The organism is Streptomyces sp. NPDC033131, assembly GCF_055578365.1.
This window is the reverse complement of record NZ_JBVIPA010000001.1, coordinates 431,446-455,210: the sequence shown is the minus strand read 5'-3', so window position 1 is coordinate 455,210 and position 23,765 is coordinate 431,446. Positions and strand designations below refer to the sequence as shown.

Annotated in this window: 22 protein-coding genes; 13 read left to right on the top strand and 9 right to left on the bottom strand. The window is 69.4% G+C overall.

Features of this window, described 5'->3' with window-relative positions; all coding sequences use genetic code 11:
- Positions 1–55: 55 nt before the first annotated feature.
- Both ACZ5XS_RS01995 and ychF read right to left on the bottom strand, forming a co-directional pair.
- Positions 56–1,474: an ATP-binding protein gene (locus ACZ5XS_RS01995; RefSeq protein WP_468647277.1), complete on the bottom strand. Its 1,419-nt coding sequence runs from the start codon at positions 1,472–1,474 to the stop codon at positions 56–58.
- Between the two features lie 145 nt (positions 1,475–1,619).
- Complete coding sequence (ychF, locus tag ACZ5XS_RS01990; protein ID WP_468647276.1) at positions 1,620–2,708, bottom strand: redox-regulated ATPase YchF; 1,089 nt, start codon at positions 2,706–2,708, stop codon at positions 1,620–1,622.
- Between the two features lie 197 nt (positions 2,709–2,905).
- Between ychF and ACZ5XS_RS01985 the strand changes: the two genes are divergently transcribed.
- Positions 2,906–3,493 (top strand): DUF6542 domain-containing protein, encoded by a 588-nt coding sequence (locus ACZ5XS_RS01985; RefSeq protein WP_468647275.1) that lies wholly within the window; start codon positions 2,906–2,908, stop codon positions 3,491–3,493.
- Positions 3,494–3,497: 4 nt separating this feature from the next.
- Here ACZ5XS_RS01985 and ppgK read toward each other — a convergent pair whose 3' ends face one another.
- Together ppgK and ACZ5XS_RS01975 are read right to left on the bottom strand one after the other, a co-directional pair.
- Entirely contained in the window at positions 3,498–4,244 is a 747-nt protein-coding gene (gene ppgK, locus ACZ5XS_RS01980) for a polyphosphate--glucose phosphotransferase (protein WP_468647274.1), read from the bottom strand.
- 70 nt (positions 4,245–4,314) lie between these two features.
- Positions 4,315–5,331 (bottom strand): 4-hydroxy-3-methylbut-2-enyl diphosphate reductase, encoded by a 1,017-nt coding sequence (locus ACZ5XS_RS01975; RefSeq protein WP_217241145.1) that lies wholly within the window; start codon positions 5,329–5,331, stop codon positions 4,315–4,317.
- Positions 5,332–5,496: 165 nt separating this feature from the next.
- Here ACZ5XS_RS01975 and xseA point away from each other — a divergent pair, with 165 nt between their 5' ends.
- From xseA to ACZ5XS_RS01960, 3 genes are all read left to right on the top strand, one after another.
- Positions 5,497–6,705: an exodeoxyribonuclease VII large subunit gene (xseA, locus tag ACZ5XS_RS01970; RefSeq protein WP_468647273.1), complete on the top strand. Its 1,209-nt coding sequence runs from the start codon at positions 5,497–5,499 to the stop codon at positions 6,703–6,705.
- 9 nt (positions 6,706–6,714) lie between these two features.
- Positions 6,715–6,954: an exodeoxyribonuclease VII small subunit gene (locus ACZ5XS_RS01965; RefSeq protein ID WP_468647272.1), complete on the top strand. Its 240-nt coding sequence runs from the start codon at positions 6,715–6,717 to the stop codon at positions 6,952–6,954.
- Positions 6,955–7,132: 178 nt separating this feature from the next.
- The gene (locus ACZ5XS_RS01960) at positions 7,133–7,723 is read left to right on the top strand and encodes a malonic semialdehyde reductase (protein WP_468647271.1); all 591 of its coding nucleotides are present in this window, start codon (positions 7,133–7,135) and stop codon (positions 7,721–7,723) included.
- A 115-nt stretch (positions 7,724–7,838) separates the two neighbouring features.
- Here the strand turns inward: ACZ5XS_RS01960 and ACZ5XS_RS01955 are convergent, their stop codons facing one another.
- On the bottom strand, positions 7,839–8,360 hold the full coding sequence (locus ACZ5XS_RS01955) for a DUF4245 domain-containing protein (protein ID WP_468647270.1): 522 nt from the start codon (positions 8,358–8,360) through the stop codon (positions 7,839–7,841).
- Positions 8,361–8,486: 126 nt separating this feature from the next.
- On the opposite strand from ACZ5XS_RS01955, the gene glpX reads away from it, so the two are divergent.
- Positions 8,487–9,521 (top strand): class II fructose-bisphosphatase, encoded by a 1,035-nt coding sequence (gene glpX, locus ACZ5XS_RS01950; protein WP_468647269.1) that lies wholly within the window; start codon positions 8,487–8,489, stop codon positions 9,519–9,521.
- 95 nt (positions 9,522–9,616) lie between these two features.
- Here glpX and ACZ5XS_RS01945 read toward each other — a convergent pair whose 3' ends face one another.
- A complete protein-coding gene (locus ACZ5XS_RS01945; RefSeq protein ID WP_468647268.1) occupies positions 9,617–9,994 on the bottom strand; it encodes a WhiB family transcriptional regulator in 378 nt (125 codons plus the stop codon).
- Between the two features lie 228 nt (positions 9,995–10,222).
- Positions 10,223–10,915: a DUF1707 SHOCT-like domain-containing protein gene (locus tag ACZ5XS_RS01940; protein ID WP_468647267.1), complete on the bottom strand. Its 693-nt coding sequence runs from the start codon at positions 10,913–10,915 to the stop codon at positions 10,223–10,225.
- Positions 10,916–11,080: 165 nt separating this feature from the next.
- On the opposite strand from ACZ5XS_RS01940, the gene ACZ5XS_RS01935 reads away from it, so the two are divergent.
- From ACZ5XS_RS01935 to ACZ5XS_RS01910, 6 genes are all read left to right on the top strand, one after another.
- A complete protein-coding gene (locus ACZ5XS_RS01935; RefSeq protein WP_468647266.1) occupies positions 11,081–12,745 on the top strand; it encodes a fumarate hydratase in 1,665 nt (554 codons plus the stop codon).
- A 222-nt stretch (positions 12,746–12,967) separates the two neighbouring features.
- On the top strand, positions 12,968–14,377 hold the full coding sequence (locus tag ACZ5XS_RS01930) for a class II fumarate hydratase (protein ID WP_468647265.1): 1,410 nt from the start codon (positions 12,968–12,970) through the stop codon (positions 14,375–14,377).
- Between the two features lie 83 nt (positions 14,378–14,460).
- Complete coding sequence (fomD, locus tag ACZ5XS_RS01925) at positions 14,461–15,156, top strand: cytidylyl-2-hydroxypropylphosphonate hydrolase (protein ID WP_468647264.1); 696 nt, start codon at positions 14,461–14,463, stop codon at positions 15,154–15,156.
- A 295-nt stretch (positions 15,157–15,451) separates the two neighbouring features.
- On the top strand, positions 15,452–17,554 hold the full coding sequence (locus ACZ5XS_RS01920) for a SpoIIE family protein phosphatase (protein WP_468647263.1): 2,103 nt from the start codon (positions 15,452–15,454) through the stop codon (positions 17,552–17,554).
- A 211-nt stretch (positions 17,555–17,765) separates the two neighbouring features.
- The gene (locus ACZ5XS_RS01915) at positions 17,766–18,239 is read left to right on the top strand and encodes a hypothetical protein (RefSeq protein ID WP_468647262.1); all 474 of its coding nucleotides are present in this window, start codon (positions 17,766–17,768) and stop codon (positions 18,237–18,239) included.
- 78 nt (positions 18,240–18,317) lie between these two features.
- Positions 18,318–18,854: a hypothetical protein gene (locus tag ACZ5XS_RS01910; RefSeq protein ID WP_468647261.1), complete on the top strand. Its 537-nt coding sequence runs from the start codon at positions 18,318–18,320 to the stop codon at positions 18,852–18,854.
- 119 nt (positions 18,855–18,973) lie between these two features.
- On the opposite strand, the gene ACZ5XS_RS01905 is transcribed toward ACZ5XS_RS01910, so the two are convergent.
- Both ACZ5XS_RS01905 and ACZ5XS_RS01900 read right to left on the bottom strand, forming a co-directional pair.
- Positions 18,974–19,537, bottom strand: coding sequence for a hypothetical protein (locus tag ACZ5XS_RS01905; RefSeq protein ID WP_468647260.1), 564 nt, complete (start codon positions 19,535–19,537; stop codon positions 18,974–18,976).
- 449 nt (positions 19,538–19,986) lie between these two features.
- Positions 19,987–22,272, bottom strand: a complete 2,286-nt coding sequence (locus ACZ5XS_RS01900) for a transglycosylase domain-containing protein (RefSeq protein WP_468647259.1) — start codon at positions 22,270–22,272, stop codon at positions 19,987–19,989.
- A 235-nt stretch (positions 22,273–22,507) separates the two neighbouring features.
- Between ACZ5XS_RS01900 and ACZ5XS_RS01895 the strand changes: the two genes are divergently transcribed.
- Together ACZ5XS_RS01895 and ACZ5XS_RS01890 are read left to right on the top strand one after the other, a co-directional pair.
- Positions 22,508–23,443, top strand: a complete 936-nt coding sequence (locus ACZ5XS_RS01895) for an SPFH domain-containing protein (RefSeq protein WP_468647258.1) — start codon at positions 22,508–22,510, stop codon at positions 23,441–23,443.
- Positions 23,440–23,694: a type II toxin-antitoxin system antitoxin gene (locus tag ACZ5XS_RS01890; protein WP_308406917.1), complete on the top strand. Its 255-nt coding sequence runs from the start codon at positions 23,440–23,442 to the stop codon at positions 23,692–23,694. The genes ACZ5XS_RS01895 and ACZ5XS_RS01890 overlap by 4 nt, the downstream gene beginning before the upstream one ends.
- The last annotated feature ends 71 nt before the right edge of the window (positions 23,695–23,765 follow it).

Sequence of the window (23,765 nt, the reverse complement as noted above, 5' to 3'; positions counted from 1 at the left end):
TCGGCGGGACTCCGGGCAGCGAATCGCCTCTCGCGCCTTGCCTGCCATCCGCCCCTCACAGCGGCCAGGCGGTCAGCAGATCGCCGGGACCGTAGGTGGCGTCAAGTCCCGGACAGTCGACTCCACTGCGCGAAACCGCCACGACGGGAACAGGTTCGTCGGTGAGGGCGGCCCGGTGTCGATGGAGAGCGGCCAGGTCGTGCCGGTCGAAGGGCGACTGCTCCAGCCACTTGATGGAGCCGACGAAGAGCAGTTCCTTGGCGATGGGAGCGCGATCCGCCCCGACGACATCGATCTCGACGTCGTTGGTACGGGTCCAGTAGCCGCCCACCGCGGGGGCCGCGGGAATCCGGTCGTCGGGCAGTATCCGCGCCAGGGCCTCGCGGACAAGGGGCTCGACGGCCCGGCCGCGCCAGCTGGTCCAGTTCTCCCGGATCCGCGCCAGGGTCAGATCGCCCCGCCCCCGCTCGATCTCCTCCATGGAGGGGCCGAGCAGGTGCAGCCAGAACCGCAGGTAGGGGTCTGCCACCCGGTAGCGGCGATCCTTCGACGGACGCAGCGACACGGGCAGCTCCGCTGCGACGATCCGCTTGTCCGTGAGCAGTTCCAGCGCTCGCTGCAGTGGCGTGGCCCCGATTCCGCCGGCGGCACGAGCGATGTTGGTGAAGGTCCGCTCACCACTGCCGATGGCCGCCAGCACCGTACGCGCCTGAGCCTGCGGGGGAAATTCGGCAGCCAGCGAACGCTCGGCCGACACCAGCAGGGCCGAGACCGGGTCGCTCAGCGCCTCACCGAGGAAGTCCCACAGCCCTGTGCCCCGAGGCCACTCCGCGCAGATCAGCGGCAGCCCGCCGGTGACCAGCGCGGCGTCGAAGGCTTCCGCCGGATCCAGCCCGAGCATCCGCCCCACCTCGGCGGGGTTCAGCGGTCCCAGCACCATCTCCCGGCCGCGCTGGTGGAAGGGGCGTCCGTAGCTGTTCAGCGCCTCCATCATCGACAGATCGGAGCCGATGAGGACCAGCAGCACCGGCTTGGTCTCCAGCACCCGGTCCCAGGCCCGTTGCAGCATCCCCTCAAAGGCGCCATCGGTATCCATCAAGTACGGCACTTCGTCGATGACCAGCACGCTCGCCCGGTCGGCGGGCAGCGCCGCGGCCAGCACATCGAACGCGGCGTCCCAGCTCTCCGGCCGCGCGGCGGCCACCAGCCCCGCCAACGGCAGCGTCGACGCCTGGGCGTCCCGGGCCAGCCGTGCCAGATCGTCCCGGGGGGACGCACCGGTCGCCGCGTAGAACAAGAACGGGGCTCCGGAGCGCTCCGCGAACCGCTCGACCAGTCGCGACTTGCCCACCCGGCGCCGCCCACGCAACATCACGCACCGACCGGGCCGCTCCCCACCGGCCCCTGTCGCCACCTTCTGCAGCTCTCGCTCCAGTGTCGCCAGCTCCTGGCGACGGCCCACAAAATCCACCACGTCTGCCGACCTCCACCCATGGCACTAACAATGATGTTAGTAACATGAACGTTACTCTATAGCCTTCAGGGGCCCGACTCCGAAGAGTCGAGCCCCTTGTGACCTGTGCGTGTGGCAGATCAACGGCGTGGCGGTACAGCACCCGCTAGACGTTGAAGCGGAACTCCACCACGTCCCCGTCCTGCATGACGTAGTCCTTGCCCTCCATGCGGGCCTTGCCCTTCGCTCGGGCCTCTGCCACCGAACCGGTCTCCACCAGGTCGCCGAAGGAGATGACCTCCGCCTTGATGAAGCCCTTCTGGAAGTCGGTGTGGATGACGCCGGCGGCCTCGGGGGCGGTGGCGCCCTTCTTGATGGTCCAGGCGCGGGATTCCTTGGGGCCTGCCGTCAGGTAGGTCTGGAGGCCGAGGGTGGCGAAGCCGACGCGGGCGAGGGTGGCGAGGCCGGGCTCCTCGGCGCCGACGGACTGGAGGAGCTCCATCGCGTCCTCCTCGTCGAGCTCGGCGAGGTCCTGCTCCAGCTTGGCGTTGAGGAAGATCGCCTCGGCGGGGGCGACCAGGGCGCGCTGCTCGGCCTTGAAGTCGTCGTCGACCAGTTCGTCCTCGTCGACGTTGAAGACGTAGAGGAACGGCTTGGTCGTGAGGAGGTGCAGGTCGTGCAGCAGCTCCTCGTTGCCGGAGCCCTGGACGATGCCCGCCGAGAACAGCGTGTCGCCCCTCTCCAGGATCTCCTTCGCCTCCTCGACGGCCTTCACCTTCGGGACGATGTCCTTCTTGATCCGCGAATCCTTCTGGAGGCGCGGCAGGACCTTCTCGATCGTCTGGAGGTCCGCGAGGATCAGCTCGGTGTTGATCGTCTCGATGTCGTCCTTGGGTGAGACCTTGCCGTCGACATGGACGACGTTCTCGTCCTTGAAGGCTCGGATGACCTGGCAGATCGCGTCGGACTCACGGATGTTGGCCAGGAACTTGTTGCCCAGGCCCTCGCCCTCGGAGGCGCCCTTCACGATGCCCGCGATGTCGACGAAGTCGACGGTGGCCGGGAGGATCCGCTGCGAGGAGAAGATCTCGGCCAGCTTGGTCAGCCGGGCGTCCGGGACGCCCACGACACCGACGTTCGGCTCGATCGTGGCGAACGGGTAGTTGGCCGCCAGCACGTCGTTCTTGGTCAGGGCGTTGAACAGGGTCGACTTGCCGACATTCGGCAGTCCGACGATTCCGATCGTGAGCGACACGGTGCGACTTCCCGGAGTGAGAGGGCTGGCGAGAGAGGACCGGGGGCGGGCCCCTGGCGTCAGGCCCGTGGGGGCCGATCCACCAGTCTACGGCGTGCCCGCTCCCGCCCCGGCGACGTATCGAACGCTTGGCCAAGGTCGGATCGACGGCGTGTCTGACGAGCGATTCGACACATAAAACGACCTAAGTTGGTCCAGTGGAGCAACACAGGACACGAACCCCGCACGACGGAACGCGACGCGGTGTGCCGCCGCCCCTGCCGCCCCAGGCGGCGCGGAGCGCGAAGGCCGGCAGAACCGGTCCCCCGTCGGCGCGCGGCGGTGTGCCGCCACGTCGGCCCGCGGCGGTACGGCCGACCGTGCCGCCGATCGTCCAGTCCGTACGCCGGATGCCCAACCCGCGCCTGACCGGGCTCGGCGGCGGGCTGTTCTGCGGGGCGCTGATGCTCGCGCTGGGCTGCCTCGACCAACTGCTCTTCGGCGCCTCGCTCACGGTGTACGGCGTCCTGTTCCTGCCGGTGTGCGTCCTGACCGCCGTGTGGATCCGGCGGGGCGATCTGCTGACCGCCCCCATCGTGGTACCGATCGCCTTCGCGGTGGGGCTCGTCCCCGTGGCCGAGACCGGGGGCGGCGGGGTCGGCGGCCGGCTGATGGGGCTGTTCACCGCGCTCGCCACGCAGGCCGGCTGGCTGTACGGGGGCACGCTCATCGCCGGCCTGATCGCGACGGTGCGGAAGATCCGCCTGATGAACCGCCGGGCGGCACGAAACCGCCCGCCCGTGTGAGCCTCTAGTTCCCCTCCACCGCGTGCATCGCCGCCCCCACGATCCCTGCGTTGTTCAGCAACTGCGCCGGGACGATCTCCGCCTTGATGTCCTCGATGTGGTGCAGGAACTTCTGCGACTTGCGGCTGACGCCGCCGCCGACGATGAACAGTTCGGGCGAGAAGAGCATCTCGACGTGGGCGAGGTACTTCTGGACGCGATGGGCCCAGTGCTCCCACGTCAACTCCTCGTCCTCCCTGGCCTTGCTGGAGGCGCGCGTCTCCGCGTCGTGCCCGTGCAGTTCCAGATGGCCCAGCTCGGTGTTGGGGACGAGGACACCGTCGACGAAGACGGCGCTGCCGATGCCTGTGCCGAAGGTGAGCAGAATGACCGTGCCCCTGCGGCCCTGGCCGGCGCCGAAGTTCATCTCGGCGACCCCCGCCGCGTCCGCGTCGTTGACCACCGTCACCGGCAGGCCGCCCAGCCGGTCGCTGAACAACGCGCGCGCGTCCATGTCGATCCAGCCCTTGTCGACGTTGGCCGCCGTACGGATCGTGGCTCCGCCGGTGACCACGCCCGGGAAGGTCAGCCCCACCGGCCCGGTCCAGCCGAAGTGGTCGACGACCTGCTTGACGCCGTCGGCCACCCCGTCCGGGGTCGCCGGGTGCGGAGTCAGCACCTTGAAACGCTCGTCCGCCAGGTCGCCCCTGTCCAGGTCCACAGGAGCGCCCTTGATCCCGGATCCGCCGATGTCCACGCCGAAGATCTGCATGGCTCTACGTTACGACGGACGACGGACAGTCATTCGGCCGAGGCGCTGTCACGCATCGGCCGAGGTCTTCTCACACAGCATCCGCACCGGATCCGCCGCGCTGCTCCATCAGCGTCGCCGCCTCCTCGCGCAGGTCCCGGCGCAGCTCCTTGGGCAGGGAGAAGATGATGGACTCCTCGGCCGCCTTGACCAGCTCGACGTCCTCGAAGCCGCGCTGCGACAGCCACTCCAGCACCTGCTCGACCAGGATCTCCGGCACGGAGGCACCGGAGGTGACCCCGACCGTGGACACGCCCTCCAGCCACGCCTCGTCGATCTCGTCGGCGAAGTCCACGAGGTACGCCTCGCGGGAGCCGGCGAGCTTGGCGACCTCGACCAGGCGCTTGGAGTTGGAGGAGTTGCGGGAGCCGACGACGATCACCAGCTCGGCCTCGGCGCCCATCTGCTTCACCGCGAGCTGACGGTTCTGCGTGGCGTAGCAGATGTCGTCGCTGGGCGGGGAGATGAGCTGCGGGAACTTCTCCTTCAGGGCGTCGACGGTCTCCATGGTCTCGTCGACGGAGAGGGTGGTCTGGGAGAGCCAGACGACCTTCGACTCGTCGCGGACCTCGACCTTGGCGACGTCGGCGGGGCCGTCGACGAGCTGGATGTGGTCGGGGGCCTCGCCGGAGGTGCCGATGACCTCCTCGTGGCCCTCGTGCCCGATCAGGAGGATGTCGTAGTCCTCGCTCGCGAAGCGGACGGCTTCCTTGTGGACCTTGGTGACCAGCGGGCAGGTCGCGTCGATGGTGGCGAGCCGGCCCTGCTGGGCCTCTTCGTGGACGGTCGGGGCGACGCCGTGCGCCGAGAACATGACGATGTTGCCCGGGGGGACCTCTTCCGTCTGCTCGACGAAGATGGCGCCCTTCTTCTCCAGGGTCTGTACGACGTACTTGTTGTGGACGATCTCGTGCCGGACGTAGACCGGAGCGCCGTACTGCTCCAGGGCTTTCTCGACGGCGATCACGGCGCGGTCCACACCCGCGCAGTAGCCACGGGGGGCGGCGAGCAGGACACGGCGGCCAGGCGAAGCAGTCATGCACCCCATCGTAAGGCCGCGTTCGGCGGGTCGAAGATCGCCGGTGTGTCGGGTTGGTGGGGAGACCGGCGGTGAGCGGGGCGGGCGGGGGACGAGGACCACACGGACGGGGCACCGGTGGGACCGGGCGACGCACGACGGGGCGTTGTCGTACGCGGCCGTTACCCTCGCGGCATGGCTGTCAACACCTCTCCCGAAACGCCCCTGCCCGTCGGTGAGATCTCGCGGCTCATCGGGGGGTGGATCGACCGGCTCGGGGCGGTGTGGGTGGAGGGCCAGATCACCCAGCTGTCGCGGCGGCCGGGCGCGGGGGTCGTCTTCCTCACGTTGCGGGATCCGTCGTACGACATCTCCGTGAGCGTCACCTGTTATCGGCAGGTCTTCGACGCCGTCGCCGACGTCGTCAGCGAGGGTGCGCGGGTCGTCGTCCTCGCGAAGCCGGAGTGGTACGCCCCGCGGGGGCAGCTCTCGTTGCGGGCCGCGGAGATAAGGCCTGTCGGCGTCGGGGAACTGCTCGCCCGGCTCGAGCAGTTGAAGAAGGCGCTCGCCGCCGAGGGGCTGTTCGCGCCGGAGCGGAAGAAGCCGCTGCCCTTCCTGCCCCAGCTCGTCGGACTGGTCTGCGGGCGGGCCTCGGCCGCGGAGCGGGACGTGCTGGAGAACGCCCGGCACCGCTGGCCCGCCGTCCGCTTCGAGGTGCGCAACGTGGCCGTGCAGGGGGTGCACGCCGTACCGCAGGTCGTGCAGGCCGTGAAGGAGCTCGACGAGAACGACGAGGTGGACGTGATCGTCGTCGCGCGCGGGGGCGGCAGCGTGGAGGATCTGCTGCCGTTCTCCGACGAGCAGTTGATCAGGGTGGTCGCGAGCTGTCGTACGCCCGTCGTGTCTGCGATCGGGCACGAACCCGACACACCGCTCCTCGACTACGTCGCCGATGTGCGCGCCTCCACCCCGACCGACGCCGCCAAGAAGGTCGTACCGGACGTCGGGGAGGAGTTCGAGCGGGTGCGGATGCTGCGGGACCGGGCCCGGCGGTGTGTGCAGGCGTTCGTCGACCGGGAGGAACGCGGGCTCGCCCAGGCGCTCGCCCGGCCGGTGATAGTGGATCCACACCGGATGATCGACGAGCGGGCCGACCAGGTCGGGGCCCTGCTCGACCGCGGCCGGCGCACCCTGGGCCATCACCTCGACCGCGCCGACTCCGAGCTGACGCACACGCACGCGCGCGTGGTGGCCCTCTCCCCCGCCGCCACCCTCAAGCGGGGCTACGCCGTGCTCCAGAAGACCGACGGCCACGTCGTCCGCGACCCCGACGAGGTCACGGGCGACGAGGTCCTGCGGGCACGGGTCGCCGAGGGTGAGTTTGTCGTTCGAGTCGATGCATAGGGTGGGCGAATGAGCAGCAAGACGGATGAGGCGCTCGGGTACGAGCAGGCGCGGGACGAGCTGATCGACGTCGTACGGCGGCTGGAGGCGGGCGGCACGACGTTGGAGGAGTCCCTCGCTCTGTGGGAGCGGGGCGAGGAGCTGGCGAAGGTGTGCCGTCGCTGGCTGGAGGGGGCGCGGGCGCGGCTGGACGCGGCCCTCGCGGAGGAGGAGCCGGCTGACCGGGAGGACACGGGCGACGCCGGGTAGCGGCCCGGCAGCAGGCGGCAGGAGCCGTCGAGGGCGAGGTGGGGCGCGGTCTTTCGATCCTGTGAGGCGGATCACCGCGCCCCGCTTTTTGTTGAAACTTGAACATCATTCGCGTACGGTCGTCGATGTCAGCCGGTCCGGTTCCCGGATCCGACGTACGTCTCGAGAAGGTTGCTCCATGTCTCTCGTCCTTGACCCCGCCGCCCAGGACCTCCTGTTCCGTGAGGCCCGCACCGCGAACACCTTCACCGACGAGCCGGTGACCGACGAGCAGGTGCAGGCGATCTACGACCTGGTCAAGTACGGTCCGACCGCCTTCAACCAGTCCCCGCTGCGCGTCACCCTGGTCCGCTCCGCCGAGGCCCGTGAGCGCCTGGTCCAGCACATGGCCGAGGGCAACCAGCCCAAGACGGCCACCGCCCCGCTGGTCGCGATCCTCTCCGCGGACAACGAGTTCCACGAGGAGCTGCCGGAGCTCTTCCCGCACTTCCCGCAGGCCAAGGACGTCTTCTTCGGCGAGCGCTCCGCCCGCGAGGGTGCCGCCGCGCTGAACGCCGGCCTGCAGGCCGCGTACTTCATCATCGGCGTCCGTGCCGCGGGCCTCGCCGCCGGCCCGATGACCGGTCTGGACTTCGAGGGCGTCCGCAAGGAGTTCCTCGACGACGACCACACCCCGCTGATGGTCGTCAACATCGGCAAGCCGGGCGAGGACGCCTGGTTCCCGCGCTCCCCGCGTCTGGCGTACGACGAGGTCGTCACGACCGTCTGAGCGGTCCGCGCTCACGGGACCCGAGCGCTCGGGTCCACAGCACCTCAGGTACGTCACAGAAGAGGCCCCCGGCTGCAGGGCTTGAGCCGGGGGCCTTCTTCGTGTCCTTACGGGCTCACGCCGTCTTCAGTGCCCCGGCCATCTCCGCCAGCCGGCCGATCGTGCCGGTGCCCGCCACCACCGTCGTCGCCCCGTCGCCCTGGTGCACGAGCGCGTCGTACCGGCCGCCGGTGTACCGCGTCCAGGTCCGGCCGCCGATCTCCTGGGTGGTCTTGGTCGCCTGGGCGCCCTGGCTGGCTTCGTCGATGAACTTCGACGGCTTCTGAGTCGACTGCTCGACCTGGACGTACTCCCCGTCAGGCGCGTGGAAGCCCAGGTGCCAGGTGTCGAAGTTGTCGCCCTGATAGCGGACGGAGGTGGCCTTCCAGCCGGCGGAGAGCCCCTCGGGCGCCGCCACCGGGTAGGACGCGGCGCGGCGTGCCGTGAGCAACTCGACCCGGTAGTCGACCTTCTTGATCTCCGGCTCGGAGTCGTCATGCGGGATGAAGAGGTAGATGACACCCGCCATGAGGCCGATCAGCCCCAGGGAGAGGATCATGTCCCGGACCGTCTTCTGCTTACCGTTCGAACCTGCCACGTCCCTATCGTCGCAGGTGCCCTGGTCCGCTCATCCGTGGGGCCCCCTGCTCATTTTGTCTGCCTGAGGATAGAGTCTGGCCCATACCCTCATCCGGCCGTCGCCGTATCAGAAAGGTGCGCTCCGATGACCGAGCATCATCATCTGCCGTCCGAGCTCGAGGTTCCCTCCGAGGCTCCCGACCGCAACCTCGCCCTGGAACTCGTACGAGTGACCGAAGCCGCGGCCATGGCCGCGGGCCGCTGGGTCGGGCGCGGCGACAAGAACGGCGCCGACGGTGCCGCGGTGCGCGCCATGCGGACCCTCGTCTCCACCGTCTCGATGAACGGCGTCGTCGTCATCGGCGAGGGGGAGAAGGACGAGGCCCCGATGCTCTTCAACGGGGAGCGCGTCGGCGACGGTACCGGGCCCGAGTGCGACATCGCCGTCGACCCGATCGACGGGACCACACTGACCGCGAAGGGCATGACCAACGCGATCGCCGTGCTGGCCGCCGCCGACCGCGGGTCGATGTTCGACCCGTCCGCCGTCTTCTACATGGACAAGCTGGTCACCGGGCCCGAAGCCGCCGACTTCGTCGACATCGACGCGCCCGTGTCCGTGAACATCCGCCGGGTCGCCAAGGCCAAGCGGTCCACGCCCGAGGACGTCACCGTCGTCATCCTGGACCGGCCGCGGCACCAGGGCCTCATCGAGGAGGTCCGGGAGACCGGCGCCCGCATCAGGCTGATCTCCGACGGCGACGTGGCCGGCTCGATCCTGGCGCTGCGCGAGGGCACCGGCGTCGACCTGCTGCTCGGCGTCGGCGGCACGCCGGAGGGCATCATCTCCGCCTGTGCCGTGAAGTGCCTGGGCGGCACGATCCAGGGCAAGCTGTGGCCGAAGGACGACGAGGAGCGGCAGCGGGCCATCGACGCGGGGCATGACCTGGACCGCGTGCTGACGACCGACGACCTGGTCTCCGGCGAGAACGTGTTCTTCGTGGCGACGGGCATCACCGATGGTGAGCTGCTGCGGGGCGTGCGGTACCGGTCGGAGACGGCGACCACCGACTCGATCGTGATGCGGTCGAAGTCGGGAACGGTGCGCAGGATCGACTCCGAGCACCGGCTGAGCAAGCTGCGGGCCTACAGCGCCATCGACTTCGACAAGGCGAAGTAGGTCCGCCGGGGGGTTGTGCAACCTCCCCGGCCAGCGTCAAAGGGGCGCCCCCGGTGCGGTGGGGGCGCCCCCTCGGCGTATGTCGGGCGGGCCGGTCAGCCCGCTGCCGCTATCCGGTCCGCCGGCCTCGTCGACTTTTTCAGCTCCAGGTCGCGGCGGCGGCGCCTGGCGAGGACCACGCGGCGTTCGGCGGCGGTCAGGCCGCCCCAGACGCCGTACGGTTCCGGTTGCAGGAGCGCGTGCTCGCGGCACTCGACCATGACCGGACAGCGCCCGCAGACGCGCTTCGCCGCCTCCTCACGGGAGAGCCGGGCGGCGGTGGGTTCCTTGGACGGTGCGAAGAACAGGCCGGCCTCGTCGCGCCGGCACACCGCCTCGGTGTGCCAGGGTGCGTCTTGGTCCCTGTCCCGCACTGGCACCCGCTGGGCCGGGACGGCAGCGACCTGCAGGGACGAATGCGGCGGTTGCAGCACGGTCTACTCCTGACGACGGCTTCGCGAGCGAGCGACGATGCAGCAAGGCCTACCCGCTGTGCGCGCGCCTATGCACTGAGTTCCGGACCGCTGGTTCCGTCGGGATGCGCGCGCCCCCCGGGGTGACGAGCGGTGCTCCCCTCCGCTTCGCGTCCCGTCGGGTTCACGGCACCGCACCCGTCCCCACACCACAAGTCCGGCCGTTCACGGCCGGGAGGATGCCCACCGTCAGCGGTCCAGGTGCTTGCGCAGACTCCTGTCGACCTTGCGGTGCACGCGGTCCAGGATGTCCGCGACGAGCTTGCCGCGCTTGGGCCTGCCCTCGATGTTGCCGAGCACGGCCCAGCCGTCCACGTAGACGACGGGCGCTTCGGGGTCGGGGGAATCCAGCGTGTCCACCTCGAAGTTGCCGAGGATGCCACCGCCGGTGCCGCGCAGCGAGACGTTCTCCGGGACGCGCACCTCGACGTTGCCGAAGACCGAGACCGCCTTGATGACCACCTGCCGGTACTCGAAGATCGCCTCGCTGAGATCGATCTCGACGCTGCCGAAGACGGCGTACGCGTGGATACGGCGGCCCGCTCGCCAGCGGCCCTTGCGGACGGCGCTGCTGAAGACCGCGACCACGTTGTCGTCCGGGTCGTGCGGGATCGCGTCGGTGGGGCGGTTCGGGGCCGGGGTGTAGACGGGGCCGGCCCGGCGCTCGTGGGCGGCCGGCAGATCCTGGATGAAGACCTCCAGCTCGCCCACCCTCTTGGCGTTCAGCACCCCCTCGACGCGCTCGGAGTGCTCGTCGGCGGTCAGGCGGCCCTCCGCGAGGGCCTCGCGCAGGATGTCGGCGATCCGGTCGCGGTCGGCGTCCGAGGCGCGGAGTTCGGCCGGGGGCGGCACCTGCGGTTCGGTGTGCTTCTGAAGGTCCACGGCAGCAGCGTACCCAAACGCGATAGATCGCGACTAGGGGTGTGGACAACCTTGGCCCTGCCAACTGAGCCTTACCTCACAAGACCGCGGTCAGCGGCAGGTTCTACGCTGGTGGGCGCTGCCAATGGAGGCCAGCGGCCGTCTGTCGAGTGAGGAATGGGCGAGATGCCTGAGTTCGCGTACACCGATCTGCTCCCCATGGGAGAGGACACCACCCCGTACCGGCTGGTGACCTCCGAGGGTGTCTCCACTTTCGAGGCGGACGGGCGGACGTTCCTCAAGGTCGAGCCTCAGGCGCTGCGCAAGCTCGCCGAGGAGGCCATCCACGACATCCAGCACTATCTGCGCCCGGCCCACCTGGCCCAGCTGCGCCGGATCATCGACGACCCCGAGGCGTCGAGCAACGACAAGTTCGTGGCGCTGGACCTGCTGAAGAACGCGAACATCGCGGCCGCGGGCGTGCTGCCCATGTGCCAGGACACCGGCACCGCGATCGTCATGGGCAAGCGCGGGCAGAACGTGCTCACGGAGGGCGGCGACGAGTCGGCCCTGTCCCGCGGCATCTACGACGCCTACCTGAACCTGAACCTGCGCTACTCGCAGATGGCCCCGCTCACCATGTGGGACGAGAAGAACACCGGCTCGAACCTGCCGGCGCAGATCGAGCTGTACGCCACCGACGGCGGCGCCTACAAGTTCCTCTTCATGGCGAAGGGCGGCGGCAGCGCCAACAAGTCCTTCCTCTACCAGGAGACGAAGGCCGTCCTGAACGAGTCCTCCATGATGAAGTTCCTGGAGGAGAAGATCCGTTCACTGGGCACGGCCGCCTGCCCGCCGTACCACCTGGCGATCGTCGTCGGCGGTACGTCCGCGGAGTACGCCCTGAAGACGGCCAAGTACGCCTCCGCGCACTACCTGGACGAGATCCCCGCCGAGGGCTCGGAGCTGGGCCACGGCTTCCGGGACAAGGAGCTGGAGGAGAAGGTCTTCGAGCTGACCCAGAAGATCGGCATCGGGGCGCAGTTCGGCGGCAAGTACTTCTGCCACGACGTGCGTGTGGTGCGCCTGCCTCGGCACGGCGCGTCCTGCCCGGTCGCCATCGCGGTGTCCTGCTCCGCCGACCGTCAGGCGGTCGCGAAGATCACCGCCGAGGGCGTCTTCCTGGAGCAGCTGGAGACCGACCCGGCGCGCTTCCTGCCGGAGACGACGGACGAGCACCTCGAAGAGGGCGACGTCGTCAAGATCGACCTGAACCAGCCGATGGACGACATCCTCGCCGAGCTGACCAAGTACCCCGTCAAGACCCGCCTCTCGCTCACCGGTCCGCTGGTCGTGGCCCGCGACATCGCGCACGCCAAGATCAAGGAGCGGCTGGACGCGGGCGAGGAGATGCCGCAGTACCTGAAGGACCACCCCGTGTACTACGCGGGACCCGCGAAGACCCCGGAGGGCTACGCGTCCGGTTCCTTCGGCCCGACGACGGCCGGCCGCATGGACTCCTACGTCGAGCAGTTCCAGGCCGCCGGCGGCTCCAAGGTGATGCTGGCCAAGGGCAACCGGTCCGCCCAGGTCACGAACGCGTGCGACACCCACGGCGGCTTCTACCTCGGCTCGATCGGCGGCCCCGCCGCCCGCCTCGCCCAGGACTGCATCAAGAAGGTCGAGGTCGTCGAGTACGAGGAGCTCGGCATGGAGGCCGTCTGGAAGATCGAGGTCGAGGACTTCCCGGCGTTCATCGTCGTCGACGACAAGGGCAACGACTTCTTCCAGGACCCGGCGCCCGCGCCGACGTTCACGTCGATTCCGGTGCGGGGGCCTGGGCTGGCGTAGCGCCACGGGGGCGCCGGGGGTTTCCTTCGCCCCCGCCGCCCCTACCCGTCCCGTCCCGTCCCCCGGGGCTCCGCCCCGGACCCCGTTCGGCCTGACGGCCTCGTCCTCAGACGCCGGACGGGCTGGGAGGAGGACAGGCCGGGTCGTGAAGACATGCCGGCTGGGGAACCAGCTGGGGAATACGCCCTCGCGCGGCCATGCTCTCCTACCGGAGGTACGACGATGACGACGACTGCCGACGACGGCAACCAGCGCTACCGGATCGAGCACGACTCCATGGGCGAGGTGCGGGTGCCCGCCGATGCGAAGTGGCGGGCCCAGACGCAGCGGGCCGTGGAGAACTTCCCGGTCTCCGGGCAGCGGATCGAGCGGGCCCACATCGAGGCACTCGCCCGGATCAAGGGGGCCGCCGCCAAGGTCAACGCGAGTCTCGGGGTGCTGGACAAGGACATCGCCGAGGCCATCCAGGAGGCGGCCGAGGAGGTCGCCCGGGGGGACTGGGACGGGCATTTCCCGGTGGACGTGTTCCAGACCGGGTCCGGGACCTCGTCCAACATGAACACCAACGAGGTCATCGCCACGCTCGCGACCGAGCGGCTGGGCAGGGACGTACATCCCAACGATCACGTCAACGCGTCCCAGTCGTCCAACGACGTCTTTCCCTCGTCCATCCACATCGCCGCCACCGCCGCCGTCACCCGGGATCTCGTCCCGGCGCTCCAGCACCTCGCCGACTCCCTCGCCCGTAAGTCGGAGGAGTTCGCCGACGTCGTGAAGTCGGGGCGGACCCACCTCATGGACGCCACACCGGTGACGCTGGGGCAGGAGTTCGGGGGGTACGCGGCGCAGGTGCGGTACGGCGTCGAGCGGCTGCAGGCCTCCCTGCCGCGGCTTGCCGAGCTGCCGCTCGGTGGGACCGCCGTCGGGACCGGGATCAACACGCCCCCCGGCTTCTCCGCCGCCGTCATCGCGGAAGTCGCCCGCACCACCGGGCTGCCGCTCACCGAGGCGCGCGACCACTTCGAGGCGCAGGGTGCCCGGGACGGGATCGTGGAGACCAGCGGGCAGCTGCGGACCGTCGCCGTGGGGCTGACGAAGATCGCCAACGACCTGCGGTGGATGGCCTCCGGGCCGCGCACCGGCCTCGCCGAGATCAGTCTCCCCGACCTCCAGCCCGGGTCCTCGATCATGCCCGGCAAGGTCAATCCGGTGGTCCCGGAGGCCGTGCTCATGGTCTGCGCCCAGGTCGTCGGCAACGACGCGACCGTCGCCACCGCCGGAGCCGCCGGAAACTTCGAACTGAACGTGATGCTGCCCGTCATCGCCAAGAACGTCCTGGAGTCGATCCGGCTGCTCGCCAACGTGTCGAGGCTGCTCGCCGACCGGACCGTCGACGGGATCGTCGCCCACCGGGACCGGGCCCGCGAGTACGCCGAGTCCTCGCCCTCCGTGGTCACCCCGCTCAACAAGTACATCGGGTACGAGGAGGCCGCGAAGGTCGCCAAGAAGGCGCTGGCGGAGCGGAAGACCATCCGTCAGGTCGTCGAGGAGAACGGGTACGTGGAGCGTGGCGACCTCACGGCCGGGCAACTGGACGAGGCGTTGGATGTCCTGCGGATGACGCACCCGTAACCAATCGCGCACCCGTCGCGCTCCGCGCGTGAACCGTGACACGCGCCGCAGCGTCGTATGCCTATGGCACCTAATATCTGTGCATGGCAGACGGTGGAGCGGTGAGAGCCGACGTGGACGCGGGCGGGTCGGCGGTGTTCTGGGCGCCAGGCAGTCACATCCTGTGGCGCTACCGGGAGAACGGCGGCGCGCGGTTCCACATCGCGCGTCCCGTCACCGTCGTACGGGACGACAGTGAACTGCTCGCCGTGTGGATGGCTCCGGGCACCGAGTGTGTGAGGCCGGTGCTCGCGGACGGTACGCCCGTGCACGTCGAGCCGTTGGAGAGCCGCTACACCAAGCCGCGGTCCGTGCGGCGCGACCGGTGGTTCGGGACGGGCGTGCTGAAGCTCGCGCGGCCCGGTGAGCCGTGGTCGGTGTGGCTGTTCTGGGAGCCGGGCTGGCGGTTCAAGAACTGGTACGTGAACCTGGAGGAGCCACTGACACGTTGGGCCGGCGGGGTGGACTCCGAGGATCACTTTCTCGACATCTCGGTCCATTTGGACCGCAGTTGGCGCTGGCTGGACGAGGACGAGTTCGCGCAGGCCCGGCGGGACGGGCTGATGGACGGCCAACAGGCGCGGAAAGTGCGGGAAGCGGGCCGCTCCGTGGTGGAGGTGATCCGGGACTGGGGGCCGCCGTTCTCGGACGGCTGGCAGCACTGGCGTCCCGATCCGTCCTGGAGTGTCCCGGCCCTGCCGGAGGACTGGGATCGTACGCCCGCGCACATGTCGTCATGAGACCCTTGATGCGCCCCCGGGCAAGAAACGTAGGATCGTCCTCCGCAAGGGCGCGCAGTGGCAACCTCCGGGGCACGCGCTGGGCTTGACCGATCGTCACCGAGGGGCGGCAGGACGTGAGCGAGGGGTACGAGGGCAACACCGGTGCGGAGGGCGGCGTTTTTGCCGGTGGCACAGAAACAGCCTCTGACCACGCGGGAAATCCGTTCCCGGGACACGTATTCCGGGTATCGGGTTTTCGGCGGGACCAATTGCACGCGCGGCATTCAGCGCCGGACGGACGGATTCGACACGCGTGACGGAGCAGCCGACCTCCTTCGAACGCCCCCAGACGGGCGTCGCCCCCGCGGATCCCCGCGGGGCGCTCCTGCGTACCTCGACGCCGTCGCCTCCGCAGAGCGCCGACACGCCGTCGCACGCGCCCGGCGCCGGCGCCTTACCGGCACAGGCACGTGCCGGCGAGACGCCGCCCGCCTGTCCCGCCACGACGACATCGAGCGGTAAGGACACCAGAGCCGTAGGTACCGACCCCGAGCACTCCCAGCCCGCCGCCTCCGTGGAGCCCGACACGCACCGTCCGCGGCCCGTGCCCGAGGTGATCCCGGCCCAGCCGGGCGCCGAGAGCGCGACCAGCGCCGAGCGCCGTACCGGACAGGGGCTGCCGCCCGGCCGGCCCACGCCGATGCGGCGGGACGGGGACCGGCTGCGGTTCGTGGGAGCCGCGACCCGGCGGATCGCCCGTGGCATCGACCTCGACGAGATCGTGATGGGGCTGTGCCGGGCGACCGTGCCGACCTTCTCCGACGCGATCCTCGTCTATCTGCGCGACCCGCTGCCGGTCGGCGACGAGCGGCCCACCGGGCCTCTGGTGCTGCGGCTGCGCCGGACCGACCGGATCCCGGAGGAGCGGGACACCGACGGCGGGTTCAGCTCCGCGCTCCAGGCCGAGCCGTCCGAGCTGGACACGCTCGGCACCGAACTGTGCGAGGTACGGCCCGGCAGCGCGCTCGCCGAGGTGCTGCGCGGGGTGCGTCCCGTCTTCACCGACACCGAGGACGTACGCGCCGCCCTGGCCGAACTCCTCGGCGACAACTCCGAGTTCGCCGTACCCGCCGGAGAGCGCGCGATCCTCGCCCCGCTGCGCGGGCGGCGCCGGGTGATCGGCGCCGCACTGTTCCTGCGCCGCCCGGACCGCATCGCCTTCGAGCCGGACGACCTGCTGGTCGCCGCCCAACTCGCCACGCACAGCGCCCTCGGCATCGACAAGGCGGTGCTGTACGGGCGTGAGGCGTACATCGCCGACGAACTGCAGCGCACCATGCTGCCGGAGACACTGCCGCGGCCCACGGGCGTGCGGCTGGCGTCCCGCTACCTCCCGGCGGCCGAGACCGCGCGGGTCGGCGGCGACTGGTACGACGCGATCCCGCTGCCGGGCAGTCGCGTGGCACTGGTGGTCGGTGACGTCATGGGGCACTCGATGACGTCCGCCGCGATCATGGGCCAGCTGCGGACCACCGCGCAGACCCTCGCCGGGCTCGACCTGCCGCCGCAGGAGGTCCTGCACCACCTCGACGAGCAGGCCCAGCGGCTCGGCACCGACCGCATGGCGACCTGCCTGTACGCCGTCTACGACCCGGTCTCGCACCGGATCACCATCGCCAACGCCGGCCATCCCCCGCCGGTCCTGCTGCACCTGGGCGGCCGTGCCGAGGTGCTGCGGGTGCCGCCGGGCGCGCCCATCGGGGTCGGCGGCGTCGACTTCGAGGCCGTGGAGCTGGACGCCCCGGCCGGAGCGACCCTGCTCCTGTACACCGACGGGCTCGTCGAGTCGCGTCTGCGGGACGTGTGGACCGGGATAGAGCAGCTGCGTGAGAAGCTCGCCGCCACCGCGCAGCTCACGGGACCCGACCATCCGCCGCCCCTCGAGGCGCTGTGCGACGAGGTCCTCGACATGCTCGGCCCGGGTGACCGGGACGACGACATCGCCCTGCTCGCCGCCCGTTTCGACGGGATCGCGCCCAGTGACGTGGCGTACTGGTTCCTGGAGCCGGAGGACGCGGCACCGGGCCGGGCCCGGCGGCTGGCCCGCCGGGCGCTCGCCCGCTGGGGCATGGAGGACATCACCGACTCGGTGGAGCTGCTGGTCAGCGAGGTCGTGACGAACGCCGTGCGCTATGCGACCCGGCCGATCACGCTGCGGCTGCTGCGGACGGACGTGCTGCGCTGCGAGGTCGGGGACGATGTTCCGCAACTGCCGAGGCTCAGGCAGGCGCGTGCCACGGACGAGGGCGGTCGCGGGCTGCTCCTGGTGAACAAGGTGGCCAGGAGGTGGGGGGCGACCCGGCTTTCCACCGGCAAGGTGGTCTGGTTCGAGCTCGGGGTGCCGTCCGCTTCCTAGTACTGCTTCCCGGTACTGCCTTCCTGCTCCTGCTTTCCTGGTCGTCCGGCCTGGTCCGGACGACCACGGAAGCGGGACCGGCCGTTCCTCTGCTCGGGTGGCATGTGCGCCGCCACCGCGCATGGTGCGTTGCCTGGCCGGGTTCCGGAGCTTGGAATGACTCGCCGGCGCTCCCGAGATCGGGCGCCCGCAGTCACCCCCAGGAGGATGCATGCCCTCTGCCACCGTCCGCCGCGCCGTGACCGTCGGCGCCCTGACCACCGCACTGACTCTTTCGCTGTCCGCACAGGCCTTGGCGGATGCCGGCGACGAGGACGTCGTGCGCGTCAAGTACACCGGCGTCACCGCACTCGACACGAGCCCCGGTGTCATCGCTCCGGGCGACAACTGGGTCACCTACCTGAGCCTGTACACCCCCAAGCACACGTTCGCCGGCGACGCCAGCTCGCGTTGCAGCGCCGTGGAGGCCCACGAGAACCGGGTGACCACCCAGTGCACGCGGGTGCTGCGTCTGAAGGACGGGGAGATCACCCTCCACGACCTGATCACCCGGGAGGGCAGGCAGCCCGTGACGGCCAAGACCGCCATCGCGGGCGGCACGGGGATCTACAACGACGCCGAAGGAGAGGGCTACATCACCCTGACGGGCGACAGCGTCCACTTCGACCTCTACGTCGATGACTGACCGGCGCACCGCTCCCGACCGGAATGACTCGCCCATGCTCCGGAACATCTGGGGCACCCTGTTCGGCCTGGAGGTTTCGTGATCAAATCGGCTGCCCGTGGCGTCGTCGTCACCGCCCTCACCACCGCGATCGCCCTTGTCCCGTCGCTTGCACAGGCCGAGGGGTCGGACAAGGACAACGAGATCGAGAGGGTGGAGCTGACGGGCGTCACCGCGTTCGACACCTCGCCCCGGCACATCCGGACCGGTGACCGCTGGATGACCCGTGTGGAGCTCTACACCGAGAACACGGCGAAGAGCGAGAAGAAGAAGCCGAAGAACGAGAAGACGGCGAAGAAGTCGAGCCGGCAGCCGTTGCGCGCCGGTGACGGTGAGTCGGAGTGCAGCGCCATCCACGTCCGGCACCACGAGGTGACCACGCAGTGCACACGTGTACTGCGCCTGAAGAAGGGGACGCTGACGCTCAGCGACATGATCACCTACAACCCGCACCAGCCCGTGACGGCCAAGACCGCCATCATCGGCGGCACCGGCCATTACCGCTCCGCCTATGGTGACGGCTACATCACCCTGGACGGCGGGTCCGTCCACCTGGAGCTCAACGTCGACGAGTGACGCGGGGCCTGCCACGCCGGTGCGGGAGACGCTGTTCGCGTCCCGCACCGGCGCCTTTTTTGCCGCCTTTTCGCCGCCCTCAGTCCTTCAATCGCTCAGTCCTTCAATCGCTCAGCCCTTCAGTCGCTTATGCCGGAGGTTTTCTCGATGAGCCGGGTGAAAACGATGAGGGCCCCCATTGCGGGGAGAAGGCCCGCGAGAGTCCACAGGACACAGAAGCCCGCTGCCGCCCCGGTCATCATGGGCAACACTCTCGGGGCATCCTCGGAGACTCCGGCCACGACCAGCAGGAAGACCGTGGACAGAATTCCCATGGCGATAATGGTGAAGAACGGCCACAAGTAATTGACGATGGGCAAGATACGCGCTTTTCTTGCCTTCTTCAGGAAGGTGTTGTCACAGGCTCGCGTGATCATCGCCAGGACGGCGAAAACGGACCCGATGACGATTCCCACCATGGAGACGGCGACTCCCAGCGCCTCCTCCATCGGCAGGTCGCCGTCGTGCCCCAGCCAGGCGCCCCCCGCCGCGCCGCACAACGCACTCAGCGGCTCGCCCCACCACCCGCTCCTCAGGCTCACGTGCACGAGCCTCACGAACTCCTTGAAGTACTTGTCCCCCAACGTGCGTCCACGGGGCTCCTCCGGGTGGGAGTCAAAAACGTTCGGGTCTTCCCCGTTCATGAAAGCCCCCGCCCGTCGGCAGCCACTTTCACCGAGCCGTGTTCAAGCGGCTCGTTTCCCCGGCACCTCGCCCTCCCGCCGACTGCACAGGAGGTCGTCACCGTGGTTCCTACCTCTCCACTTCTATGACCGACCCGTACGCGCTCATGTCGCGTATGGCGTCGTACAGCGAAGCGCAGCGTTCGGGAGACTCCTGCCTCGGTTCGGATCCTGAATCCTGTACGAGACCGACGCTGAAATCACGTGTGCCGACCTTGCACTCGGCGAGCTCTCGAAGAGAACTGTCCATGCTCGTGCCACCTTTCATGGTGCGCGCCGGACGGCGCCGCCGGGAAACAGGGTCAAAACATGGCACAACGATAGGCCGCTACCGCCGATCAGGCTCTTCAGAGCGACATTCGAGTGAACTGTGGGTGAACACGCCGTGGCCGGGCGGCCTTCCATCGTCGCTACTGCTCTTCACCCGGGTCGATCGGGTCCTCCGGAATCTCGTCCGTCGGTGGTGTGGTCGTCGGCGTCGCCGGTGGAGAGGTCGTCGGGGTCTGGGTCGGCGTCTCGGTGGGCGGCTCGGACGTCGGCGGTTCGGACGTCGGGGGCCTGGTCGTCGGTGCCTTGGTCGTCGGCTCCTGCGTGGGGGTCTGCGTCGGCCGCTGAGTGGGCGTCGGCGTCTTCGTCGGCTGGACCGCGGCGCCCTGGTCGGTGTCCAGGTCGAACTTGGAGTTCTTGGCCGAGATGCCGAAGGTGTACGCCGCCCAGATCTGCGCCGGGAAGCCACCGCCGTTGACTCGCTCCTCGCCGCCGGCGCCGTACATCTTGGTCTGCGCGCTGGTCTTGGCGTCCTCGCCGAACAGGCCGACGGAGGTGACCAGGTCGGGCGTGTAGCCGGTGAACCAGGCCGACTTGTTGTCGTCGGAGGTGCCCGTCTTGCCGGCGACCTGCTGGCCGTCACGCTCGGCGTTGTCGCGGACCGAGGTGCGGGCCGTACCGTCGTCGACCACGCCGGTCAGGACCGAGGTGACCGTGTCGGCGGTCTCGCGGCTGAGCACCTGGTCGCCGATCGGGTCGGGCAGCTCCACCGTGCGGGTGTTGTGCTCGGCCGACTTGAGGATGGTCGGGGTGACCTTCCTGCCGTGGTTGTCGAGGGTGGCGTAGACGCCGGCCATCTGCAGCGGGCTGGCGCCCATGGTGCCGAGGGTCTGCGCGGGCACCGCCTTGAGGTCGGCGGTGTCCATGCCGAGCTTGGCGGCCACCTCGAGGACGTTGTCCATGCCGACGTCGACGCCCAGCTGTGCGAAGACGGAGTTGATGGACTTGTTCATCGCGGTCTGGACGGTGACGTCGCCGTAGTTCCGGTCGTCCTCGTTCTCCGGGGAGAAGGCGATGTCGCTGCCCTCGACGGGACGCTTGCTGGTGCCGTCGTAGACCGTGCTCGCGGTGATCGGCTTGCCGTCCTGCGTCTTCGCGTTCTCCTCCAGCGCGGCGGCGAGGATCACCGGCTTGAACGTCGACGCGGGCTGGTAGTCGGTGCGGGTCGCGTTGCTGCGGTAGTGCTTGTAGTAGTCCTCACCGCCGTACAGAGCGAGGACCTTGCCCGTCTTGGGGTCCACGGACACCGCGCCGGCCTGGATGTTCCTGTCGACCGACCGCTTCTCGGGGTCGAGCTTGCTGGTCAGCTGGGTCTTGGCCGCCTTCTCCAGCTGGGCCTGCTTCTTCTTGTCGATGTTCAGGGTGATGGTCCAGCCCTGGTTGTCGACCTGCGCCTCGGCCTCGTCCCGCGAGATGCCCTGCTCCTGCATGAGCTGGTCCTCGAGCTGCCGGTTGGCGAGGTCGACCAGGTAGCCCTTCTGGCCGTCCAGACCGGGGGCGCCCTTCGGTTCCTTCGGCTTCGGGAACGTCATGGCGTCGCGCTTGGCCTTGCTCAGCCACCCCTCCTCGACCATGTTGTCCAGGACGTAGTTCCAGCGCTCCGTCACCAGCTTCTTGCCGGTGTCGTTCGCGGCCGACCAGTCGTACTGGCTGGGGGCTTGGAGCAGTGCGGCGAGGTAGGCACCCTGCTCGACCTTGAGGTCCTTGGCGTCGACGCGGTAGTAGGCCTGGGCGGCGGCCTGGATGCCGTAGGCGCTGCGGCCGTAGTAGCTGGTGTTGATGTAGCCCGCGAGGATGTCGTCCTTGGACGTCGTGCGGTCCACCTTCAGCGAGATGACCAGTTCCTTCAGCTTGCGCGTGACGGTCTGGTCCTGGTTCAGGTAGTAGTTCTTGACGTACTGCTGGGTGATCGTCGAGCCACCCTGCTTGCCCTTGCCGGACAGCGTGTTGATCAGGCCGCGGGCAGTGCCCTTGAGGTCGACGCCGGCGTCCGTGTAGAAGGTCTTGTTCTCCGCCGCGACGAAGGTGTACTGGACGGACTTGGGGACGTCGGCGAGATCCACGATCTCGCGGTTGGTCTCGCCCTTGCGGGTCAGGATCGAGCCGTCGCTGTACTTGTAGACGTTGCTCTGCTGCTGGGCGGCCGCGTTGCCCTTGGGGATGCCCACCATCATGTACAGCGCGATGAACGCGCCGATGCCGAGCAGGCACAGTCCGAAAAAGGTGCCGAGGATCTTCTTCCAGGTGAAGAGCCTGCGTATGACGCTCTTCCCGGACTCGCCGCCCGCGGCGGCCGATGAACGGCGGCTCTTGGGCGCCGCGCGGCGACCACCGCGCTGCCGCGCTCGTCTCTCTTCCGCTCGTCCCATGAGTCCGCTCGCTCCGCTTCCTTCTCGGCTGTCACACAGGTTCGTGGCCCGGGTCAGCTCAGCAAGCTAACACCGCCGTATGTGACAAAGGGCCCTCGATCCGGTCTTTTACGGACGTGAGAATCAGCACCTGTGTCCATGGAACCTGACTCCCGAAAGGGCTTCATGGTTGCCGCGGCGGGGTAAAGTGATATCACTTAGCTATACGTACGTCTTACGAGAACGGGGGGACCACATGTCCACGCACGACTCCGCGCCCACCGCCGACCTGCCCCGGATGCCCGCCCCACGCGTGCGGGAGTTCGCCGCGCACAGCATCGGCGGCGCGCTCGCCCTGCTGCTGGGCCTGGTGGGCCTGCTGCTGGGCATCGGGCTGGTGGTGGGCGCTTCGGCGGAAGCCGCGGGCGGCGTCAAGGCCGCCCTGATCGTCCTCGGCATCCTGATCGGCCTCGCCGCCTTCATCGCCATGTGCGGTCTGAACACGGTGGCGCCGGGCGAGGCCCGGGTGGTCCAGCTCTTCGGGCGCTACCGGGGGACGATCCGCGAGGACGGGCTGCGCTGGGTGAACCCGTTCACCTCCCGCGAGAAGATCTCCACCCGCGTCCGCAACCACGAGACGGCCGTCCTCAAGGTCAACGACGCCTACGGCAACCCGATCGAGCTCGCCGCGGTCGTGGTGTGGCGGGTCGAGGACACCGCGCAGGCCACCTTCGAGGTGGACGACTTCCTGGAGTTCGTCTCCACCCAGACCGAGGCGGCGGTACGGCACATCGCCATCGAGTACCCGTACGACGCCCACGAGGAGGACGGCCTCTCGCTGCGCGGCAACGCCGAGGAGATCACCGAGAAGCTCGCCGTCGAACTGCACGCGCGCGTGGAGGCGGCCGGCGTCTCCATCATCGAGTCCCGCTTCACGCACCTCGCGTACGCCCCCGAGATCGCCTCGGCGATGCTCCAGCGGCAGCAGGCCGGGGCGGTCGTCGCGGCGCGGCGGGAAATCGTCGACGGAGCGGTGGGCATGGTCGAGGCGGCACTCGCCCGGATCTCCGAACGGGGCATCGTGGAGCTGGACGACGAACGGAGGGCGGCGATGGTGTCCAACCTGATGGTGGTGCTGTGCGGCGACCGGGCACCGCAGCCGGTCCTGAACACGGGGACGCTCTACCAGTGACGGATCCCTCCGAGGGGCAGGCCCCTCAGCGTCGGCCGCAGCAGCGCAAGCAGGTGCTGCTACGGCTGGACCCCGCGGTGTACGAGGCGCTCGCCCGGTGGGCCGGGGACGAGCTGCGGTCGGCGAACGCGCAGATCGAGTTCCTGTTGCGGAAGGCGCTGGCCGACGCGGGGCGGCTGCCGAGGGAGACCGGCCCGCTGCCCCGCCGGGGGCGTCCGCCCGGGGGTTCGGGGCCTGTCGCAGAACCGTGACAATCGGCTCCCACCTGCACGGCCGCACGGTCCGCGGCGGGCTACACACTCAAGGTATACATGCGGGGTAT

What these genes read in the sequence shown, in the direction of transcription:
- ppgK (WP_468647274.1), bottom strand. Translation starts at nt 4,244, where the DNA reads ATGCAGATCTTCGGCGTGGACATCGGCGGATCCGGGATCAAGGGCGCT.
- ACZ5XS_RS01975 (WP_217241145.1), bottom strand. Translation starts at nt 5,331, where the DNA reads ATGGGGTGCATGACTGCTTCGCCTGGCCGCCGTGTCCTGCTCGCCGCC.
- xseA (WP_468647273.1), top strand. Translation starts at nt 5,497, where the DNA reads ATGGCTGTCAACACCTCTCCCGAAACGCCCCTGCCCGTCGGTGAGATC.
- ACZ5XS_RS01965 (WP_468647272.1), top strand. Translation starts at nt 6,715, where the DNA reads ATGAGCAGCAAGACGGATGAGGCGCTCGGGTACGAGCAGGCGCGGGAC.
- ACZ5XS_RS01960 (WP_468647271.1), top strand. Translation starts at nt 7,133, where the DNA reads ATGTCTCTCGTCCTTGACCCCGCCGCCCAGGACCTCCTGTTCCGTGAG.
- glpX (WP_468647269.1), top strand. Translation starts at nt 8,487, where the DNA reads ATGACCGAGCATCATCATCTGCCGTCCGAGCTCGAGGTTCCCTCCGAG.
- ACZ5XS_RS01935 (WP_468647266.1), top strand. Translation starts at nt 11,081, where the DNA reads ATGCCTGAGTTCGCGTACACCGATCTGCTCCCCATGGGAGAGGACACC.
- ACZ5XS_RS01930 (WP_468647265.1), top strand. Translation starts at nt 12,968, where the DNA reads ATGACGACGACTGCCGACGACGGCAACCAGCGCTACCGGATCGAGCAC.
- fomD (WP_468647264.1), top strand. Translation starts at nt 14,461, where the DNA reads ATGGCAGACGGTGGAGCGGTGAGAGCCGACGTGGACGCGGGCGGGTCG.
- ACZ5XS_RS01915 (WP_468647262.1), top strand. Translation starts at nt 17,766, where the DNA reads ATGCCCTCTGCCACCGTCCGCCGCGCCGTGACCGTCGGCGCCCTGACC.
- ACZ5XS_RS01905 (WP_468647260.1), bottom strand. Translation starts at nt 19,537, where the DNA reads ATGAACGGGGAAGACCCGAACGTTTTTGACTCCCACCCGGAGGAGCCC.
- ACZ5XS_RS01900 (WP_468647259.1), bottom strand. Translation starts at nt 22,272, where the DNA reads ATGGGACGAGCGGAAGAGAGACGAGCGCGGCAGCGCGGTGGTCGCCGC.
- ACZ5XS_RS01895 (WP_468647258.1), top strand. Translation starts at nt 22,508, where the DNA reads ATGTCCACGCACGACTCCGCGCCCACCGCCGACCTGCCCCGGATGCCC.